Below are 16,942 nucleotides of genomic sequence, written 5' to 3'. Positions count from 1 at the left end.
CCACGCCCCGTCCGCCTGACCGGTGCCTGCTCCGCATCGCATCGCGCGAAGGATGAGCGCGTCTTTGTCTGGAGACGGGCGGGTGCCCGATCCGCCGTGCGTCCCGGTCTTCACGGGGACGCGTGTGGAGGGCCCGGCCCGGTCGCCCGGTGACGCAGCCGCCGGGTCGAGTGCGCGGCGACCCGCAGGCGCCGCCCGGCGTAGGGGACGCCGCCGAACAGGACCCTGGCCGTGAGCGCCGCCCAACTGCAGGTGGCACGTTCGAGCACCCACACCGGAGCGAACAGGGGGGTCGTGGCGGGGAAGACACGGCGGCCCCCGGCTCGGCGGCGTCCGATCTCCGCCAGGCCGGCGACCGCCGCCGCACCCGCCGCCACCAGTGCCGGGCGCCGTCGCCACAATGCCGCGCCCACGGCGGGCAGCACGGCCAGGAAGACCGCCATCCGCGCGGGCTGCGCGAGGTCGTCGTACGCCTGCCGGACGCGCTGGGACCAGAACCGCCGGGTGCCGGGCGGCAGGCGCCGGACGTACAGGTCGAGCGGGCACACCTCCCGGCCGCCGTGGGCCCGGACGGTCCGGATGAGCTCCAGATTCTCGAACAGCACGTCCCCGTCGTAGCCGCCCATCCGGGCGAAGAACGAACGGCGTACGCCGAAGGTCCCGGGATAGTCGGCGCCGAGGCCGCGGTTGAGCAGGGTGCGGGCGCTGTCCCAGCGGGCGTGCCAGGGGAGCGGGTGGAAGTGGTTCTGGGGGCGGACCAGGTCGGCGTTCTTCAGCAGGGCGCTGACCCGGCCGAGCGCGGCGATCTCGTAGCGCACGTCGTCGTCGGCGATGATCACGTGCTCGTTCCGGGCTCTGCGCATGCCGGTGAGCACTCCCGCCACCTTGCCGTTGGCCACGTCGACGTCGTCGTCGGGCCGCAGGTGCTCGGCGATCTCCCGCCACAGCCGGGCGTGCCGCTCGAACAACGGCGACGGTGAGCCGTCGACGACGACGATCCGCGCGTGCCGGGACAACCGGCGGAGATAGCCGGTCAGTTCCGCCAGGTCGCTGTCGTCCTGCCAGCGGAGCGGCAGCACGTAGTCGATCGGGGGCGCCGGTACCGGCTCGGCCTCGGGCTCGGGCTCGGGCGGCCGCGGCGCCGGGCGCCCGGCCTGTGACTGCGCGCGCCGCTGCGGGGGCGGGCTTCGCAACGGGGTCCCGAGCGGGCTTCCGAGGAGGTCCTGCGGCGGCCTTCCGGGCCGGGCCCCGGGCAGGCTCGCGAGTGGCCGCAGGAGGGAGGACCGCCCGGCCCGCCACCGGCCCAGCAGACGCTCGGCGAAGATCCGGTCGAGGGCGAGCGCGCAGGCCGCGCCGAACAGGATGTCCCCGGTCAGGCCGGGATGCTCGGCGGCGAACGCGCCGCACATGTCGTGCGCGGCGATCTGCTCGTGCACGGCGTCGGCCTGCACGTGCTCCTCGAAGTAGCGGCGCGCCGCGGCGTCGCCGCCCAGCCGCCGCAGGCCCTGGCTGTAGCGGCGGTTCGGGGTCGACGACGTCATCTCGAACGCCGCGAGGTGCCCGAGGAGCGCGCCCCGGTGGCGGCGGTGCAACCCGAACAGCGACATGACGTTGCTGACCGCGAGCGTCGCGCCGGGAACACTGTCCAGGTAGGCGCCGTAGGAGTCGTCGAGCCCGAGCGCCCGCATGGTCGCGCGGAACATTTCGGCGTGCATGCGCTCCGGGACGCCCCCGCCGTACTCGTCGGCCTGGATCTCGACCAGTGCCGCCTTCGACCGGCCGAGCAGGCGAGGGATGCCCCACGTGTGCGGGTCGGCCTCCTTGAGCTGGTAGACGGACCGGTGGACCACGAACTCGGCGAACCGGCCGAGGTCGGCCCGGGTCCGCAGGTACGCCGAGAGCGAGGGGCCCTGGTCGGCGGCGACCAGGGCCGCCAGGGCCCGGGGCACCTCCTCCGGGGCGGGAGCGGGCGGGCGGGGCACGAGCCGGGCCAGCTCGGCCTCGAAGCACCTCTCCAGGCGTTCCCGCAGCGCCAGCACCGACGGGTGCCACTCCCAGCGGTCGTCGACGCCGTCGAAGCCCTGGTAGTGCAGCTCGTAACACACGAACAGCGCGAGGTGGAGGTCCTCCTCGTCGCCGTACGCCTCGTCGGGCGGCGGGTCGAACAGGTGGGGCGGGCGGGCCAGTTCGCCGCGGAGTCGGTCGGTGATCGGGCCTCGTGGCGCGGGCAGGAGCATTCAGCCCTCCAGGACGCGGTAGACGGACACGTGGGCGCGGCTGTCGTCGGTGAACGGCGTGCCCGACCAGTCGGCCCAGCGCCGCTCGCGCTCCATCCCGGCCAGCCGGGCCATGAGATCCAGCTCGCACGGCCAGGCGTAGCGGTGGTTGGCCGGCAGCAGCCGCAGGCCGTCAGCGGTCATCCGCAGCTTCGTGGTGTGCATGAGCTGCTCGGCCGGGCAGAGGCGGGCGGCCTCGACGACGACCTCCTCCTCGGCGACCGACAGCAGGCGCAGCGACGTCCGGTCGCGGAACGCCGCCGGGTCGGGCACCCACGCCTCGACCACGAACCGGCCGCCGGGCCGCAGATGGGCCGCCGCGTTGCGGAAGCACCGCACCTGCGCGTCCTGGGAGGGCAGCGCGAAGACGGTGTTGACGGCCAGCAGGACGAGCGAGAAGACGCCCTCGACCCGTGCCTCGGAGAAATCGCCCACGGTCACCGGGACGTTGTCGCCACCGGGCTTGGCCCGCAGGATCTTCACCATTTCGGGGGAGCCGTCGACGCCCGCCACGGGGATGCCCCGGGCGGCGAGGGGGAGCGCCAGCCTGCCGGTGCCGATGCCGAACTCCAGCACCGGACCTCGCCCGGCCAGCCGGGAGATCGTCTCGATCACGGGCTCGACGGGCAGCCGCTGCGCCGTTTCGTCGTAGATGTCCGCGATCGCCCGCCCGTACGCGGACGCGTCGAACCACTCCCCAACGTATTCCCCCACGTGCTTCCCCCCACGTGCTTTCCGCCCACGTGTTTCCGCAGGTGCTCCCCCCGGGCATGCCGGTCGCCCCGGCGGGCCGTCAGCCCCCCAGTTCGCGGGCCAGCGTGTCGAGGCGGTCGGCCAGTTCGTCGACCCGCCGGTCGTCGACCGGGCCGTCCCCCGTCTGGATCCGGAGGTCGCGACTGCTGACGATCACCAGGCCCTCGGCCCGCGCCTCGGGCACGATCTCGCACCGTCCGCCGACCAGCACGAGCGTCGCGTCGGGCGACGGCGACTCCAGCAGGGCCCTGACCTCGTCCCGGCCGACGATCCTCATGACGGCTCCCTCCGACCCCCGGTCTCGTCCGCGTACCCCTTCGACCTGGTCGTACACGTACGGATGCTCACGGGGTGTCCGTGGGCAGCAGCGTGCCGAGGGGACCGAGATCGAGGTTGAGGTCGGAGAGGGACAGGCCGAACCGCTCGCACAGCTCGGTCATCGCCTCCTCCAGGCGCATCAGGGTCAGGCCAAGCGTCTCGATCTGCTCGTCGGACAGGTCGCCCTGGTCCATCCGCCGCACGCACTGCCGCTCCACGAGCTGGCGGATCAGCTCGACGAGCGTCAGCACGAGCCGGCTCAGGTCACGCCGCACCGCCTCGGGATCGGTGTTGAGACGCCAGGTGTCCGGCCCGGTGCGCGGGTTCCGGCTCCACTCCCCGGCGGCCGTCCCGGGCACGGCGCCCATCCGCCACGGGCCCGCGGCGTCCGCCGGGTCGTCCGACGGCCCTCGCGACGGGCCGTTCCCCAGGCCGTCTGCGGGGCCGATCGACGGGCCCTGCGACGAGCTCTGCACCGGGCCGTTCGCCGGGCTGTCGGCGAAGGCGTTCCACGGGTTCTCCCCGGCCTCACCACCCGTAGCGGTCATCTTCTCCCTCCCGTCTCTCCGTCCCGAGGCGGCCGGCCTCCCGCTCGGCGTACGGCTGACCGAGTGGATCGAAGGGTTCGGTGCCGCGTACGGAGCCGAGCAGCGCCCGCAGGGAGATGCGGACGAGGTCGATGTCGGCGATCGACAGCACGATGTCACCGGTGATCACCACGCCGCCGGCGAGGAGCCGGTCGAGGATGTCGACGAGCGCCACCCGCTCGGGCGGCAGGCGGCCCTCGGCGGCGAGAACCCTGCCCGGCGACCGCTCCGGCGCGAACCGCGGCAGGCCGTCCGGGGTCACCGGACGCCGCCGTCCTGATCCGGCCCAAGGTCGATCATGGTGAAGGAGTACGGCGCCCACGGGCCGGTGATCTCGGCGTCCAGGAACCTGTCGCTGTGGGCGGCGACCACGGCGGCGAACTCCTCCTCGCGTGCCGGGTCCACGAGATAGGCGCCGTTCAACAGCATCGACTCGCTCCTTCCGGACAGCCGGGGATCCTGCGGCCGGTGGCGGCGGCTCGCCACGGCGAGCCGCCCCAGCGCGGCGTGCAGCTCTTCGGCCCGTTCGGCGGCCGCGCGCCACAGGTCCTCCCGGCCCCGCAGGCTCTCCTTGCGGCGGCGGAGGTACGCCGCCCCGGGACCGCCTCCCTCGGGTTCGGCCGGGGCGCGGGCCGGAGACGGTGCGGACGGCTCCTCCGGGGGAGTGGCCGCGGGCCGGGCCGTCTCGCGGCGCAGGTACGCCTTGACGCCCCACTCCCGGCGGCCCGCCACGCGGGCGAGGATCTCGGCGAAGTCGTCGTGCCGCCGGTCGAGCAGGTCACGCACCTGGTCGTCGCCGGTGTAGACGGTCACGAGGCGCACGGGAGCGGTCGGTCCGGCCGCGGCCAGGGTCTCGACGACCGCGTGATGGGCGCGGGCGACATCCTCGACCCAGTCGAGATCCTCCAGGTGCCGCCGCAGCGGCTCCTCGCCGAACTGGTCGAGCGGCACGTCGCTGACACAGGCCACGAGACCGCCCCGGGCGACCGGCCGCACCGCACCACCCCCCACACCCCGCAGGTCACCGCGTGTGCCGCCGGGGAGACCGCCGTGCGGTTCGCCCGCGTACGGCGCCTCGCCGGGCGTCACCGCGTACAGGTAGACGCCCTGTCCGGGCCTGAACCCGCTGCCGGCGCGCGGCGCGTCGGCCGGGCTGGGCGGTGGTGGCCGGGTCACGCCGGCGGGAGCGTGGTCAGTCACGGTCGCGCTCCGTGCCGCGCGGGCGCGCGGGCCGGCGGGCGGCGCCCGCGGCGGTTCCGGGTGCCCGGTAAGTTCCGGGTCCACTGCGGGTTCCGGCGGACGCGGCGTCCGCCTGGTCGCCGGGGCGCTCGTACCGGCTCTCGCCCGGTTCCAGCTCCACCCGGTCCTCCCAGGCGAGCAGGCGCTCCTCGACCGCGGTGAGGCGTTCGCGGAGGCGGCGGTTCTCCTCGACCAGTTCCCGGTCCTTGCCGCTGAGCCACGGGTCGCGTTCCCACCAGTCGATGCCGATCTCCCGGGCGGTGTCCACCGAGGCGATGACCAGCCGCAGTTTGATCGTCAGCAGCTCGATGTCCAGCAGGTTCACCCGGATGTCGCCCGCGATGACGATGCCCCGGTCGAGCACCCGCTCCAGGATGTCGCCCAGGTTGGCCGACTCCCGGGACATGGGGGACGGCGGCGCGTACGACTCCCGCAGCACGGGACGCGAGCGGGGATCGGTCATGCGCCACCGCCGAACGCGCCCGTGCCGCGCCGGTAGGTCCGGGTGCGGCGGTAGGACAGGAGGTCGCCGTCGTCGTCGACCTGCACCTCGTAGGTCGACAGCATGTCGCTGGAGGACGGGATCCTGCGGTCCTCGACGACCTCGACGTCGACCACCCAGCCGTCCTCCAGGGGTTCCACCAGCGTGATCCCCTCGGTGTCCTTGGCCGTCAGGTCGGCGATGTACCGCAGGCCGAGCCGACCGGCCGAGGCCGCGTTCAACGGGCGCCGCCGGCGCGGCTCCTCCTCGCCGGTGTCCTCGTCGAAGCGGTCTCTGCGCCGCGGAGGCACGGGACGTCACCCTCTCCGCGTCCCGCTCATGAGGCGCAGGATCTCCTCCACGGCCTGGGCCTCCTCCTCTTCGGAGATCTGTCCCGAGCGCCTGGCCTCCTCGACGGCCTCCAGCCGCCGCCGCACCGCCGCCGGGTCCTTCAGCTCGTGCTCGACCTGCTGCTGGATCAGCTCGCCCAGCCGGATGACTCCGTGCACAGGGGCGAGCGGCCAGGTGAACAGCAGACTGATCAGTCCCACGGCGGCCTCCCTTCGGATGGTGACGAATCAGCTGACGACGAAGTCGTACGGCGCCATCGGTCCGAGCAGGCGGACCTCGACCCGGGCGCCCCAGTCGGCACGCAACTCCTCGACGGCCCGCTCGAAGTCGTCCCAGCGGTCGTTCTCCACGAGGAACGCCACGTGCGCGGCGTCGCGTTCGTGACTGGGCTCCCGTACGACCGCTCCGGCGGTGACGGGTTCGAACCGCTCGACGACCGCCTGCGTGTCGGCCTCCCGCTTGGCGGCGATGATGTGCGTGATCAGCTCGCCGAGCCGCATCCGTTCGCTCCGCGTCACCTCTTCCGGCAGCTGCCTGATCCGGTCACGCAGCTGTCTGGCCTCGGCGTTCTCCGACAGCACCTCGATCAGCACCGGCTGCTCGGCGTACCGCGCCTTGAGGACGAACTGTGAGCGGCCCTCGATCTGCTTGAGCGCCGCCGCGAACGAGTCGTGGTGCGGGGTCAGCAGTTCCTCCACGACCGCCTCCGGCGTGGTCATCACGGCGCCGAACCGCAGGGGGAGCACGGGGACCTCGGCGGCGACGTCGTCGAGGAGCCGCTCGTGGGCCACGAGGTCCTGCGCCCGGCCGAGCGGGCGGTCCACGTCGACGTCGCTCACCAGCGCGGCGATCTCGCCGTGCCGGACGATCCGGACCTTGGCCGGGGGATCGCCGACTCCGAGGGCGTCCTCGGTCATCTCGACGTCCTCGGGGAGGATGCCGTAGACGTAGCACGCGACGTCCGGACGGGCCTCGGCCTGGTCGCCGGGCCCGGATTCCCTGATGGCGCGGGTCATCTCAGTCCTCCTCCCGTCGCCGGCGGCGGGCCCGCGGGGCGGGTTCCTCCCCGTAGTTCGTCATGAGGTCCTGCAGCTTCTCCCCGGCCGCCTCCAGCACGCCCTGCGCGATGCCCTTGGACTTGCCGCGGGCGATGCTCCGCGGGGCCTCCGACAGGAGGTCGGGCAGCCCCTTCTGCTGTGCCGCGATGTCGAGCCGGTTGACCGCCTCCGCGAAGCGGAGGTAGGTGTCGACGCTCGCGACGACGACCCGCACGTCGATCGTCAGGATCTCGATCCCGACCAGTGACACCCGCACGTAGGCGTCGATCACGAGGCCCTTGTCCAAGATCGTGTCGATGACGTCCGCCAGGCCGGATCCCGATGACCGGCCCGGCAATCCGCCGCCACCCGCCGGTGGAACGGCTACCGTCATGGGCGTTCCCTCCTTTCCTTGTGTCCTGCCCTGGTCACGGTGTCCCGCGCGTCACCGACCCGCGTGACTCTCCCGCGTCGCTCATTCGGGGGGCCGGCGGCGCCGGACCGGGCGCCGCGCCGGCTGCTCGGGCTCGCCGGCCTCCTCGCCCCCGCGCGTCTGCTCGCCTTCGCCGCGCTCGGCCGTCCCGGCGCCCTCCGCACGCCGCCGTGCGGGCGTCCGGACGCCCCGCCGCTCGGGTTCGGCGGTCCGGGCGCCGCGTGTCCGGGTGGCGGTCCGCCGTTCCTCGGGTTCCCGTTCCTCCGGTTCCCGCTCCGGCGCGCGCCTCCGCGCGACCACCCGGGCCCTGGCCCTTCCGCCCGCCTCGGCGCGGGCCGGTGCGCGTTCGCGCTCCTCCTCGGCCTCTTCGGGCTCCTCGGGCTCCTCCTCTTCGGGCTCCTCCTCCTCGCCCTCTTCTTCTTCCTCTTCGAGTTCCTCGGGAGCCTCTTCCTCTTCGGGCTCCTCCTCGGCGCCCTCTTCCGCCGCCTCTTCCGCGCCTTCTTCGGGGGCCTCCTCCGCCGCCTCGCCGGCCGCTTCGGGAGCCTCCTCGCCCTCCTCCTGCTCGCGCTCCTCCCGGAGGGCCGTCTCGTGGTCCTTGACGACCTTGCTGTCGCGGATCTCGCCCCGCCAGCCCTCGATCTCGTCGGCGTGCAGCAGGGTGTTGGTCATGACGTGCCGCCTGAAGTGCTTGAACTCCAGCCGGACCCGGCGGCCCTGGGCCCGCCACAGGTTCCCGATGCGCTCGAACAGGCCCTGCGGGTTGTACTCGATCACCAGCAGGACCCGGGTCATCTCGGGTGTTACCTCGTGGAAGGTGACCGAGCCGTCCGGCCAGCCCTTGGGTCCCTGCGACCGCCAGACGATCCTGCTGTCCGGGACCTGCTCGACGATGGTCGACTCCCATGTGCGGTGCGACCACCAGACCTGGGCCTTCCACGCGAGCTTCTCGTCGGACTTCTGCTCGACCGTCTCGACCTTCTTCATGAAGCCCGGCCAGTCCTCGAACTGCGTCCACTGGTTGTAGACCACGCGGAGGGGCGCGCCGATGTCGAGCGACTCGACGATGTTGGTGAGCTTCAGCTTCTTGCCCTTGCCTCCCTTGCCCTTGCCTCCGCCGCCGAACAGGCCCTTGATCTTCTCCTTGCCGTAGGCGAACAGGGCGGCGCGTACGGGGTGGCTGCCACCGCCGCCACCGCCGCCGCCCTCGGTCAGTGCCTCCGTGAGGGTGCCGAGCAGGCCGCCTCCGCCCGTGGCGCCGAGGCGGTCGGAGAGCGACCGCAGCAGCCCCCGGCCACCCTCGCCGCCGGTCAGCCTGCCGGTCAGGTTGCCGAGCGCTCCGGGACCGCCGTTCCGCTGCCTCCCGGTGACCGCGTCGAACAGGCCGGTGCCGCCCTGCTCCACGTAGTCGGTGAGACGGCCGGCCACCCGGTCGACCCTCCCGGCCACACCGGACAGCGCGCGTTCCGCCGCGGCTGTCAGCAGGTTCTGGACCTCCTGGCCCAGGCGCTGGGTGGGGAGCGCGGTCTCCTCCGATTCCCGTGCCCGCTCCCGTGTCTCCTCGGTCATGGGCTCACCTCCGGGTCCGTGTCACGGGCCGGGCGGACCGGGCTCGGGGCCTGGGCCTCTCCTCAGGCTCGGGCTCGGGCTCCTCTTCCTCTTCCTCGTACGGCTCCTCCTCGTACTCCTCTTCCTCCTCGTAGGCCTCTTCGGGCTCGGGTTCGGCCCGTCGCGCCCGCCCCCGCCCCGGCCTGCGGCGGGGCTCCTCCGGGCGCTCCTCTTCCTCTTCCTCCGCGGCCCGGCCGCGCCCCCGGGGCTGCCGGAGCGCCTCCGCGCGTTCGTGCAGCTTGTCGCTGAGCGTGTCGATCTGCCGGCTGGTGGCGCGCCTGGCCGCGGCCTTGCCGATGTCCACCAGATCGCCGCGGACCCGTTCGGTGATCTTGCTGAGGTCGGGGGCGGCCCCGCCGAGGATCTTGGGCACCTGCTCAAGGAGGGCGCCGGCGGCTCCCTCTCCGCGCAGGCGGGCGGCGAGGATGGCCAGGGCGAGCACCAGCGCGAAGCGCAGCTTGTGATGCCGCCCCAGGTAGTAGCCCGCGATGACGGCCAGCGCCACCTTCAATCCGTCTTTCATGATCGCGCCTCCTACTGGCCGGCCCGGAGCGCCGATGCCGGTCGTGTCGCCCGTCTCGCCGCGCGGCGCTGCGATCCAATCGAACGGTATGAATGCCCTAGAAGGTGACACAAAAACTCAATCGAGGACATAGCGGACAGTTTTGGGATGCCATAACCCCTCTCTTAGGGCATGGGCCACGGCCATGCCCGGAGCTGTGGCCAGCTCCGTGGTCTTGGTGTGTTCGAGACTTTCCGATGGCGTAACCTCGCCTCACCTCGCACGATTACTGTGCGCGAATCGGGTATTACGGCCGTGAATCGGCGGGAAGCGGCCGTATCTGCCGCGCGCGCGAAGCGGGGGAGTCACATGACCGAGACCAGAACGTCGTCCGCGACCGCGGAGCAGGCCCCCGTCCGACCGCACGGAGGCCAGGGCGGCTCCAGCCTGATGACCGAGCGCGGGCGCACCACCATCGCGGACGAGGTGGTCGCCAAGATCGCCGGGATGGCCGCCCGTGAGATCGAAGGCGTCCACGAGTTCGGCGCCGGCGGGGTCCGCGCGTTCGGGGCCATCAAGGGCGTGCTCGGCGCGGAGGACGGCGTCACCAAAGGGGTGTCGGTCGAAGTGGGCGAGCGGCAGGCGGCCGCCGACATCCATCTCGTCGTCGAGTACGGCGTCGCGATCCCCGACCTCGCGCAGGCCGTACGGGGCAACGTGATCCGCGCCGTGGAGCGCATGTGCGGGCTGGAGGTCACCGAGGTGAACGTCGCCGTCGACGACGTCCATCTCCCCCGGCAGGAGTCGTCGGCGCCCGCCGACGGGGAACCGCGGGTCCAGTGAGCGCCGGTCAGGGTGACGCGGTCGCGAGCCGGGAGGACGGCGACCGGGAGGCCGCCGTACCTCTGGCGCCGGCCCGGCGGATCGCCGAACGCGTGCTGTCCTGCCCCGACGTCGCCGGCCTGTCGAGGGGGCCGTTCGGCGCGGTGGCGACCTATCTCCCCGGCGACCTCGTCCCGGGCGTCGCCGTACGGGACGACGTGATCGAGGTGCACGTCGTCGCCCGGTACGGCAGGCCGCTCCCCGAGGTCGCCGAACTGATCCGCGACGCCATCGGCGACCTCGCGGCGGGCCGCAGGATGGACGTCGCGATCGCCGACCTGGTCACATCCGACGGAAGGAAGTAATGATCATGGAAGGGTATCCGGTCTGGGCCCTCGCGGGGCTGCTGTTCGGCACGGTGCTGGGGGTGGTCGGGGCCTTCGGCGGCCTCAACGCGTTCCTCATCGTCCTGGTCCTCGGCATCGTCGGGTTCTTCGTCGGCATGGTGCTCGAAGGCGGCGTACGCATGCCTCAGATGCACCCGAGACGGCAGTGAGCCTCCCGGCCGAGCGCGGCACGACGACGATCTCGGAGCGCGCGCTCACGAAGATCGTCGAGCGGGTGGTGGGCGAGGAGGAGCACGTGACGGAGCCGCCGCACGTGTCGGCGTCCCTGAGCGGGATGGTCGCGGCGGTCCGCTGCGACGTCACCGTCCGCTACCCGTCGCCGGTGCCGCGGGTGGCCGGCGAGATCCGCGAGCGGGTCCGGCGGCGCGTCCGCGAGCTCACCGGCGTCACCGTGGAGAACGTGGACATCGAGGTCGTCGGGCTCGTGCCCGAGCAGAGGAGTGGGGATGAACGAAGGCGGAGGCCGGTCTGAGAAGACCCCGCTCTTCGTGCCGGTGCGGGGGTTCGACGGCGCGGGAGCCGAACGGGCCTTCCGGCCCGGCCGGGGCCTGCCAGCCGCGGTCGCCGCGCTCGCACTGCTCGCGATCGGGGTGCTGACCGCCGTCGAGGTGATCTCCGCGGCGCTCGGGCGTCCCGTCAGGGTCGTGCCGTACGAGCAGGTGGCCGGGTGGGCGAGGACCACGGCGTGGAACGACGACCGGGCGCTCGCGGTGGCCGCCGCGCTGGCCCTGATCGGGCTGGTGCTGGTGCTGATCGCGGCCGTGCCCGGGCGGGGACGGCTGGTCGCGCTGCGTACGGCCGATCCGGACCTGGTGGTCGGCGTGCCGCGCCGCGCGCTCGCGCGGGTGCTCGGCGGGGCGGCCGGCCGTGTGGACGGCGTGCGGGCGGCGGGCGCACGGGTGCGCGGATGGCACGCGGACGTGACCGTCCGGACCGACCTGCGCGACACCGCCATCCTCCGCGAGCGCGTCCGCGCGGTGGCGGAGCAGGAGATCGCCCGGCTCGCCCCCGCTCACCCGGTGTCCCTGCGGGTCCGGGTCCACGGCCCCACGTAGGCCACCGGAACCAAAGGACGAAGAGGAGGCAGGGCATGACGACGAAGCCGTCCAAGGGCAACAGGGCGGGTCTCACGCTGTTCGGGCTGGTCCTGCTGGCCGCGGGCGGCCTGGCGCTGGCGCGGGCGCTCGGGGCCTTCGGCGGCGACGCCGCGCGGCGGCCCGTGCTCGACGCGGGGACCACGTCCTTCGCGGCGACCACCCCCTGGTTCTGGCCGGTGGTGGCGGCGGCCGGTGTGGTGCTCGCGCTCGTCGGGCTGGCCTGGCTGCTCGCGCTGCTCCGGGTCGACCGGCCGAGGCGGCTGCGACTGGAGTCGGGGGCCTCCGGCGTGACGGAGGTCGACGCCTACCCGGCGAGCGCGGCCCTGGCCGAGCAGGTCAGCGCGTACCCGGACGTGCGCAGGGCGCACGCCGTGCTGCGCGGCCCCTCCGACGACCCGCACCTCGATCTCGGGGTCTCCGCCGTCGCACCGGCCGACCTCGGGGCGCTGGTCACCCGGCTGCACGAGGAGGCCGTCCCCGGCCTGCGCACCACCCTCGGGCTGCGCCGTCTCCCGACGCTGGTGCGGCTGCGCCTCGCCTCGGGCCGCCGTACGCGGGTGGTGCATTGACAGACAAAGTGGCAGAGGTGTAGGTGAAAGTTTCACCTACCGTCACGGCGTTGTGGCTGGTTGCGGTTTCGTCCAGTTTGTCGACCAAATCAACTCATGTTGCGGTCCATGGTCAAGTGTCTATGGTCCGGGTCATGAAGATGCGAATGATCACGGCGAGCCTCGCCATGCTCGGCTCCGTCGCCGCGTCGCTCGTCGTCGGTCAGGCGGCGCACGCAGACACGGTGATCTGCGACAAGTACGGCAGTACCACCGTCCAGAACGGGAAGTACGTCGTCATCAACAACGTGTGGGGCAGCAGCGCCACGCAGTGCATCAACGTCACGAACACCGGCTTCACGGTGACGCAGGCGCAGCACAACAACACGGGCGGCACCCCTGCGGCCTATCCGGCCATCTACGCCGGCTGCCACTACGCCAACTGCTCCACGAACAGCGGCCTGCCTCTCCAGGCGAGCAACAGCCAGTTCAACACGGTGCAGACCAGCGTCAGCATGAGCTACCCGGGCTCCGGGATCTACGACGCGGCGTACGACATCTGGTTCGACCCCACGCCCCGCCGGGACGGCCAGAACACCGGCGCCGAGATCATGGTGTGGCTCAACCACACCGGGTCGGTGCAGCCCGTCGGATCCCGCGTCGGCACCGCCAACATCGCCGGCGCCACCTGGGACGTCTGGTTCGGCAACATCGGCTGGAACGTCATCTCCTACGTGCGGACCTCGCCGACGAACTCGATCAGCTTCGCGGTGCGCGACTTCTACGACGACACCGTGAACCGGGGCTACGGCCAGCGGTCGTGGTACCTCACCAGCGTCCAGGCCGGATTCGAGCCCTGGGTGGGCGGCGCCGGCCTCGCCGTCAACAACTTCTCCTACAGCATCGGCGGCACCATCCCGAGCTCGACGCCGAGTTCGACGCCGACGACGTCGCCGAGCAACCCGGGCAACGGCGGCGGCTGCAAGGTGAAGTACACGAAGAACGAGTGGCAGGGCGGCTTCACCGCCGACGTCACCGTCACCCCCTCCAGCGCGGTGAACAACTGGACCGTGGGCTTCAACTTCCCGAACGGCCAGAAGATCACCAGTGCCTGGAACGCCACCGTGACCCAGAACGGGTCCTCGGTCACCGCGAAGAACCTGTCGTACAACGGCTCGGTCGGCGCGGGCGGCAGCATCTCGTTCGGCTTCCAGGGCACCTGGAGCGGCTCGAACGGCAACCCGACCGGCTTCACGCTGAACGGCACCGCCTGCACCAACGCCTGACGACACCACCACGCCTGACACCCCCCGAATAAGGAGCGCCGCCGGAGAGACGTCCCTCCGGCGGCGCTCCCTTTTCCGCGTACGCAGGATCGGCGCCGGCCTTCTCGTCGACCGGGTAGAAAAGTGCGGCCGAAAGTGACACGTCTGTCACGCCGAAGGCCGTGGCGATATGGAGATACTCCAGTTAGGAGCCGGGCCGTTGGAACGGTCCGGCCCGTGCGGGTCCCCCACTCCCGCGAAAGGAACCCGGCAGAGGAGCCCTCATGTTTCTGCCTCCCATGCGCTCGCTCGCGGCCTCGGCCACGTCGCTGGTGAGCGCCCTCACACTGGCGGTCCTGCCGGCGGTCCCGGCGGCCGCCGCGCCGGCCTCCGCGGCCCCGGCCTCCGCGCTACGGGCCGCCGCGCCCGTCGCGACCCTGGTCGGCGTGCGCGCCTCGCACCACCCCGGCCTGGACCGGGTCGTCTTCGAGTTCCGCGGCCCGCTCCCGGCGCGGCGGAGCGCCGGCTACGTGCCCCGGCTGATCGCCGACGGATCGGGCGCCACCATCCCGGTGGCCGGCGACGCGATCCTCGCCCTGCGCTTCGAGCGCGCGGTCGGCCACGACGGGAGCGGGGCCTCCACCCACGGTCCCGCCCGTGAGACCTTCGCGCTGCCCGGGGTTCTCCAGGTCGTCAGAGCGGGCGACTTCGAGGCGGTGCTCTCGTTCGGCATCGGCCTGGCGCGTAAGGCCCCCTACCGCGTCTACACGCTCACCCGTCCGAGCCGGGTGGTCGTGGACATCAGGACGCCGCACCGCACCGTGCCGGTCGGCGTCCACTTCCTCGACTCCCGCCGCTATCACGCGGGGCGGGAGCCGTACACCAGGGCGGTGCGGCGGCCGGTGGTGGCGCCCGCCACCGCCCGTGGCGCGCTCCAGCGGCTGTTCGCCGGGCCGACCCGGGCGGAGTACGCCGCCGGGCTGCGCTTCGTCGCCTCGGGGGCCACCGGCTTCCGGTCCGTGGTCGTCCGCGGCGGGGTCGCCCACGTACGGCTCACCGGCGCCGTCGGCAGTGGCGGGTCGGCGTTCACCGTCGCCGACGAGATCATGCCCACGCTCAAGCGGCTGCCCGGCGTCCACTGGGTGAAGATCTACGACGCCCGGGGCCGCACCGAGCGCCCGGCGGGCCGCTCCGACTCCATCCCGGAGAGCCTGGAACCCTGACCGGGTCGTACGAAGGGGAGGGCCGGGACGATCCGGCCCTCCCCTTCCCTTTCCGCACCCTTACCCCTGAAAAGGGCGCGGAGCTGAAACTTTCGGACGTCTGTCAAGTCGTCCAACGTCATTCTCGCTGTTCGAAACGGGATTTGTCACTTCGTATTGACCGACGAGTGAAGGATTCGTAGGGTACGTCACCAGAAAGTTAGGGAAACATTCCGAAACGTTTCGGACGGCCTCGCTCGTGGATCTGGACGTCCGCCCACGTACCCCCACCGGAGGACCTTCCTCATGTCGCACAGACTCGCCGCCGCACTGGCCGCCGCCGGGCTCGTCACCGCGATCGCGGCGACGCCGGCCTCCGCCGCACCCGACCGGCACGGCGACAAGACGCTGGGCCGGCTGGCCGCGGACACCCACCGCTACTTCGGCTCGGCCACCGACAACCCCGAGTTCTCCGACACGGCGTACCTCGGCATCCTCGGCAGCGAGTTCAACTCCACGACGGCGGGCAACGCGCTGAAGTGGTACGCCACCGAGCCGCAGCAGGGCGTGTTCGACTTCACCCAGGGCGACCAGGTGCTCGACTTCGCCCGCAGGCACCACATGTCGTTCCGGGCGCACACCCTGGTCTGGCACAACCAGCTGCCCGACTGGCTGAACAACGGCACCTTCACCGCCGACCAGCTCCGGGCGATCCTCAAGAAGCACATCACGACCGTGGCCCGCTACTACAAGGGCAAGGTCTACTCGTGGGACGTCGTCAACGAGGCGTTCAACGAGGACGGCACCTACCGCGACACGATCTTCTACCGGACGCTCGGTCCCGGATACATCGCCGACGCGCTGCGCTGGGCGCACCAGGCCGACCCGCACGCGAAGCTCTACCTGAACGACTACAACATCGAGGCGATCGGGCCGAAGAGCGACGCCTACTACAACCTCGTGAAGTCGCTCAAGGCCCAGCACGTGCCGATCGACGGCGTCGGCTTCCAGGGACACCTCGCGCTGCAGTACGGCTATCCGGAGACGCTCCAGCAGAACCTGCGGCGCTTCGCGGACCTCGGCCTGGACGTGGCCGTCACCGAACTGGACATCCGCATGTACCTGCCGGCCGACGCGACCAAGCTCGCCACCCAGGCCGACTGGTACGCCAGGGTCACCAAGGCCTGCCTCGCCGTCCGCCGCTGCGTCGGCATCACCGTCTGGGACTACACCGACAAGTACTCCTGGATCCCCGCCGTCTTCCAGGGTGAGGGCGCGGCGCTGCCGTACGACGAGAACCTCCAGCCGAAGCCCGCCTACGCCGCGATCCGTGACGCGCTCCAGAGCGCGGGAGGGCGCTGACCCTTCCGGGCGGCACCGGCTCTTCCGGACGGCACCGGTCCTTCGGGGTGCCGTCCTTCTGCCGGCCTTCCGGGACGACGGTGCCCGCACTCGGGGGTGCGGGCACCGTTCCGGGTCGAACGTGTCGACCGCGTGAGCGGGCCGCTACGCACGTATTTCCGGATGGTAATCGCGCTGTAACCTTCCGTGTCGATCCTCGGCGAGGAGGTCACACAGACGCGGGAGGAAATCGGTATGCCGTCCATCTTCGATCAGATCGGCGGGTCGGCCGCGGTCTCGGCCGTGGTCGACGAGTTCTACCGGCGGGTCGTCGCCGATCCGATGCTGCGGGGATACTTCGCGGACGTCGACATGGACAAGCTGAAGGCGCACCAGCGCAGCTTCGTCGCCGCGGCGCTCGGCGGCCCGCAGGAGTACCGGGGCAAGTCGATGGACGTGGCGCACGCCGGGCTCGGCATCACCGCCGAGGAGTTCGACCAGGTGGTCGTCCACCTGGCCGGCGCGCTGGAGTCGTGCGGGGTGGACGGGGAGACGATCGGCGCCATCGCCGGAGCCCTCGCCCCGCTGAAGGACCAGGTGGTGCAGAGCCAGGCTGTCGCCTGACCCGCTGCCCGGCACGAAGGAGTGGTGGGTTAACTTAACCTAGGTTATGTTGGA

General features: G+C 72.2%; 23 protein-coding genes. 10 read left to right on the top strand and 13 right to left on the bottom strand.

The features are described 5' to 3' along the window. Positions 1-110: 110 nt before the first annotated feature. From HHX40_RS37055 to HHX40_RS23415, 13 genes are all read right to left on the bottom strand, one after another. Positions 111-2,237: an iron-containing redox enzyme family protein gene (locus HHX40_RS37055; protein WP_259403882.1), complete on the bottom strand. Its 2,127-nt coding sequence runs from the start codon at positions 2,235-2,237 to the stop codon at positions 111-113. Beyond that, positions 2,238-2,990 (bottom strand): class I SAM-dependent DNA methyltransferase, encoded by a 753-nt coding sequence (locus HHX40_RS23470; RefSeq protein WP_182882350.1) that lies wholly within the window; start codon positions 2,988-2,990, stop codon positions 2,238-2,240. It lies immediately after the preceding gene. A 79-nt stretch (positions 2,991-3,069) separates the two neighbouring features. Further along, a complete protein-coding gene (locus tag HHX40_RS23465) occupies positions 3,070-3,306 on the bottom strand; it encodes a hypothetical protein (RefSeq protein WP_182875089.1) in 237 nt (78 codons plus the stop codon). Between the two features lie 67 nt (positions 3,307-3,373). Then, positions 3,374-3,895 (bottom strand): gas vesicle protein K, encoded by a 522-nt coding sequence (locus tag HHX40_RS23460; RefSeq protein ID WP_259403881.1) that lies wholly within the window; start codon positions 3,893-3,895, stop codon positions 3,374-3,376. After that, the gene (locus HHX40_RS23455) at positions 3,876-4,196 is read right to left on the bottom strand and encodes a gas vesicle protein (protein ID WP_310738243.1); all 321 of its coding nucleotides are present in this window, start codon (positions 4,194-4,196) and stop codon (positions 3,876-3,878) included. Before HHX40_RS23455 ends, HHX40_RS23460 begins: the two co-directional genes overlap by 20 nt. Beyond that, a complete protein-coding gene (locus HHX40_RS23450; RefSeq protein WP_310738242.1) occupies positions 4,193-5,134 on the bottom strand; it encodes a GvpL/GvpF family gas vesicle protein in 942 nt (313 codons plus the stop codon). The genes HHX40_RS23455 and HHX40_RS23450 overlap by 4 nt, the downstream gene beginning before the upstream one ends. Next, a complete protein-coding gene (locus tag HHX40_RS37050) occupies positions 5,127-5,636 on the bottom strand; it encodes a gas vesicle protein (RefSeq protein ID WP_259403880.1) in 510 nt (169 codons plus the stop codon). The genes HHX40_RS23450 and HHX40_RS37050 overlap by 8 nt, the downstream gene beginning before the upstream one ends. Beyond that, positions 5,633-5,965 (bottom strand): gas vesicle protein GvpO, encoded by a 333-nt coding sequence (gene gvpO, locus HHX40_RS23440; protein WP_182882349.1) that lies wholly within the window; start codon positions 5,963-5,965, stop codon positions 5,633-5,635. The genes HHX40_RS37050 and gvpO overlap by 4 nt, the downstream gene beginning before the upstream one ends. Before the next feature lie 6 nt (positions 5,966-5,971). Beyond that, complete coding sequence (locus HHX40_RS23435; RefSeq protein ID WP_117409907.1) at positions 5,972-6,205, bottom strand: gas vesicle protein GvpG; 234 nt, start codon at positions 6,203-6,205, stop codon at positions 5,972-5,974. A 27-nt stretch (positions 6,206-6,232) separates the two neighbouring features. Next, positions 6,233-7,021, bottom strand: a complete 789-nt coding sequence (locus HHX40_RS23430; protein ID WP_182882348.1) for a GvpL/GvpF family gas vesicle protein — start codon at positions 7,019-7,021, stop codon at positions 6,233-6,235. A gap of 1 nt (position 7,022) precedes the next feature. After that, positions 7,023-7,436, bottom strand: coding sequence for a gas vesicle protein GvpJ (gvpJ, locus tag HHX40_RS23425; protein ID WP_182882347.1), 414 nt, complete (start codon positions 7,434-7,436; stop codon positions 7,023-7,025). Positions 7,437-7,517: 81 nt separating this feature from the next. After that, positions 7,518-9,041, bottom strand: coding sequence for an SRPBCC family protein (locus tag HHX40_RS23420; RefSeq protein WP_182882346.1), 1,524 nt, complete (start codon positions 9,039-9,041; stop codon positions 7,518-7,520). 4 nt (positions 9,042-9,045) lie between these two features. Then, entirely contained in the window at positions 9,046-9,603 is a 558-nt protein-coding gene (locus tag HHX40_RS23415; protein ID WP_182882345.1) for a hypothetical protein, read from the bottom strand. Between the two features lie 348 nt (positions 9,604-9,951). Between HHX40_RS23415 and HHX40_RS23410 the strand changes: the two genes are divergently transcribed. The 10 genes from HHX40_RS23410 (at position 9,952) to HHX40_RS23365 (ending at position 16,888) form a co-directional block, all read left to right on the top strand. After that, positions 9,952-10,425, top strand: coding sequence for an Asp23/Gls24 family envelope stress response protein (locus tag HHX40_RS23410; RefSeq protein WP_182882344.1), 474 nt, complete (start codon positions 9,952-9,954; stop codon positions 10,423-10,425). Continuing rightward, positions 10,422-10,769, top strand: coding sequence for a hypothetical protein (locus HHX40_RS23405; RefSeq protein ID WP_310738241.1), 348 nt, complete (start codon positions 10,422-10,424; stop codon positions 10,767-10,769). The genes HHX40_RS23410 and HHX40_RS23405 overlap by 4 nt, the downstream gene beginning before the upstream one ends. A 5-nt stretch (positions 10,770-10,774) precedes the next feature. Beyond that, positions 10,775-10,960: a hypothetical protein gene (locus HHX40_RS23400; RefSeq protein ID WP_117410211.1), complete on the top strand. Its 186-nt coding sequence runs from the start codon at positions 10,775-10,777 to the stop codon at positions 10,958-10,960. Further along, positions 10,957-11,283 carry an Asp23/Gls24 family envelope stress response protein gene (locus HHX40_RS23395; protein ID WP_182882343.1) on the top strand — a complete coding sequence of 109 codons (327 nt, stop codon included), beginning with the start codon at positions 10,957-10,959 and terminating at the stop codon, positions 11,281-11,283. The genes HHX40_RS23400 and HHX40_RS23395 overlap by 4 nt, the downstream gene beginning before the upstream one ends. Continuing rightward, positions 11,258-11,866 (top strand): DUF6286 domain-containing protein, encoded by a 609-nt coding sequence (locus tag HHX40_RS23390; protein WP_182882342.1) that lies wholly within the window; start codon positions 11,258-11,260, stop codon positions 11,864-11,866. Before HHX40_RS23395 ends, HHX40_RS23390 begins: the two co-directional genes overlap by 26 nt. Positions 11,867-11,901: 35 nt before the next feature. Then, on the top strand, positions 11,902-12,477 hold the full coding sequence (locus HHX40_RS23385) for an alkaline shock response membrane anchor protein AmaP (RefSeq protein WP_182882341.1): 576 nt from the start codon (positions 11,902-11,904) through the stop codon (positions 12,475-12,477). Between the two features lie 134 nt (positions 12,478-12,611). Then, complete coding sequence (locus HHX40_RS23380) at positions 12,612-13,742, top strand: GH12 family glycosyl hydrolase domain-containing protein (protein ID WP_220499491.1); 1,131 nt, start codon at positions 12,612-12,614, stop codon at positions 13,740-13,742. Positions 13,743-14,005: 263 nt separating this feature from the next. Further along, positions 14,006-14,944, top strand: a complete 939-nt coding sequence (locus HHX40_RS23375) for a GerMN domain-containing protein (RefSeq protein ID WP_182882340.1) — start codon at positions 14,006-14,008, stop codon at positions 14,942-14,944. Positions 14,945-15,229: 285 nt separating this feature from the next. After that, on the top strand, positions 15,230-16,285 hold the full coding sequence (locus HHX40_RS23370; RefSeq protein WP_182882339.1) for an endo-1,4-beta-xylanase: 1,056 nt from the start codon (positions 15,230-15,232) through the stop codon (positions 16,283-16,285). 234 nt (positions 16,286-16,519) lie between these two features. After that, positions 16,520-16,888 carry a group I truncated hemoglobin gene (locus tag HHX40_RS23365; RefSeq protein WP_182882338.1) on the top strand — a complete coding sequence of 123 codons (369 nt, stop codon included), beginning with the start codon at positions 16,520-16,522 and terminating at the stop codon, positions 16,886-16,888. Positions 16,889-16,942 lie beyond the last annotated feature (54 nt).

The organism is Microbispora sp. H10949 (assembly GCF_014161435.1).
Taxonomy (GTDB): Bacteria; Actinomycetota; Actinomycetes; order Streptosporangiales; family Streptosporangiaceae; genus Microbispora; species Microbispora triticiradicis.
Note: the sequence above shows the minus strand (reverse complement) of the source record. Positions and strands in the feature narration are given on the sequence as shown.

What these genes read in the sequence shown, in the direction of transcription:
- HHX40_RS37055 (WP_259403882.1), bottom strand. Translation starts at nt 2,237, where the DNA reads ATGCTCCTGCCCGCGCCACGAGGCCCGATCACCGACCGACTCCGCGGC.
- HHX40_RS23465 (WP_182875089.1), bottom strand. Translation starts at nt 3,306, where the DNA reads ATGAGGATCGTCGGCCGGGACGAGGTCAGGGCCCTGCTGGAGTCGCCG.
- HHX40_RS23460 (WP_259403881.1), bottom strand. Translation starts at nt 3,895, where the DNA reads ATGACCGCTACGGGTGGTGAGGCCGGGGAGAACCCGTGGAACGCCTTC.
- HHX40_RS37050 (WP_259403880.1), bottom strand. Translation starts at nt 5,636, where the DNA reads ATGACCGATCCCCGCTCGCGTCCCGTGCTGCGGGAGTCGTACGCGCCG.
- HHX40_RS23430 (WP_182882348.1), bottom strand. Translation starts at nt 7,021, where the DNA reads ATGACCCGCGCCATCAGGGAATCCGGGCCCGGCGACCAGGCCGAGGCC.
- gvpJ (WP_182882347.1), bottom strand. Translation starts at nt 7,436, where the DNA reads ATGACGGTAGCCGTTCCACCGGCGGGTGGCGGCGGATTGCCGGGCCGG.
- HHX40_RS23420 (WP_182882346.1), bottom strand. Translation starts at nt 9,041, where the DNA reads ATGACCGAGGAGACACGGGAGCGGGCACGGGAATCGGAGGAGACCGCG.
- HHX40_RS23415 (WP_182882345.1), bottom strand. Translation starts at nt 9,603, where the DNA reads ATGAAAGACGGATTGAAGGTGGCGCTGGCCGTCATCGCGGGCTACTAC.
- HHX40_RS23410 (WP_182882344.1), top strand. Translation starts at nt 9,952, where the DNA reads ATGACCGAGACCAGAACGTCGTCCGCGACCGCGGAGCAGGCCCCCGTC.
- HHX40_RS23400 (WP_117410211.1), top strand. Translation starts at nt 10,775, where the DNA reads ATGGAAGGGTATCCGGTCTGGGCCCTCGCGGGGCTGCTGTTCGGCACG.
- HHX40_RS23390 (WP_182882342.1), top strand. Translation starts at nt 11,258, where the DNA reads ATGAACGAAGGCGGAGGCCGGTCTGAGAAGACCCCGCTCTTCGTGCCG.
- HHX40_RS23385 (WP_182882341.1), top strand. Translation starts at nt 11,902, where the DNA reads ATGACGACGAAGCCGTCCAAGGGCAACAGGGCGGGTCTCACGCTGTTC.
- HHX40_RS23380 (WP_220499491.1), top strand. Translation starts at nt 12,612, where the DNA reads ATGAAGATGCGAATGATCACGGCGAGCCTCGCCATGCTCGGCTCCGTC.
- HHX40_RS23375 (WP_182882340.1), top strand. Translation starts at nt 14,006, where the DNA reads ATGTTTCTGCCTCCCATGCGCTCGCTCGCGGCCTCGGCCACGTCGCTG.
- HHX40_RS23370 (WP_182882339.1), top strand. Translation starts at nt 15,230, where the DNA reads ATGTCGCACAGACTCGCCGCCGCACTGGCCGCCGCCGGGCTCGTCACC.
- HHX40_RS23365 (WP_182882338.1), top strand. Translation starts at nt 16,520, where the DNA reads ATGCCGTCCATCTTCGATCAGATCGGCGGGTCGGCCGCGGTCTCGGCC.